Below are 599 nucleotides of genomic sequence, written 5' to 3'. Positions count from 1 at the left end.
AAATACTCGTTGAAAAGCGCCATGACTTTTTGTTCGGTACGCTTGTCGAGGCCTTCGGTTGGCTCATCAAGAAGCAAAATCGGAGCATCTCGAAGTAACGCTCGCGCAATACCAATACGACGTTTCTCGCCACCAGAAAGCTGACGACCGCCATCACCCAACCAAGCATCAAGACCCGGCTCTTCAAGCAGAGCACCCAGTTCAACTTTCGTTAGGATATCCGCCAGTTGCTCATCAGTCGCATTTGGTGACGCCATTAACAAGTTGTCACGTAGTGTGCCGTTTAACACATCTACTCGTTGGCTCACTACGGTAATTGCTGAGCGCAGATCGGATTCGCACCAATCTTTTAGTGAAGCGCCACCAATGCGAACCTCACCTTGGTTTACATCCCAGTAGCGACAAAGTAGTTGAATCAGAGTCGATTTGCCTGAACCCGTTTGACCAACAATTGCGGTTTTTGAGCCTAAAGGAAGTGAAAGCGAAAGGTCTTTCAGCACTTTCTGTTGTCCATCAGGGTATGCAAAATCAATGTTGTCGAACTCGATATCCAGTGGCTTTTCTTCGCGTTTAGATTGCTCAGGGAAGACAACGTCAGG

The 599-nt window shown here is 48.1% G+C and carries 1 protein-coding gene; it reads right to left on the bottom strand.

Features of this window, described 5'->3' with window-relative positions:
* On the bottom strand, positions 1 to 599 hold a 599-nt coding region (locus tag R7044_RS26590; protein WP_225456161.1), incomplete at both ends, for an ATP-binding cassette domain-containing protein.

The organism is Vibrio sp. 1402 (assembly GCF_033340275.1).
Note: the sequence above shows the minus strand (reverse complement) of the source record. Positions and strands in the feature narration are given on the sequence as shown.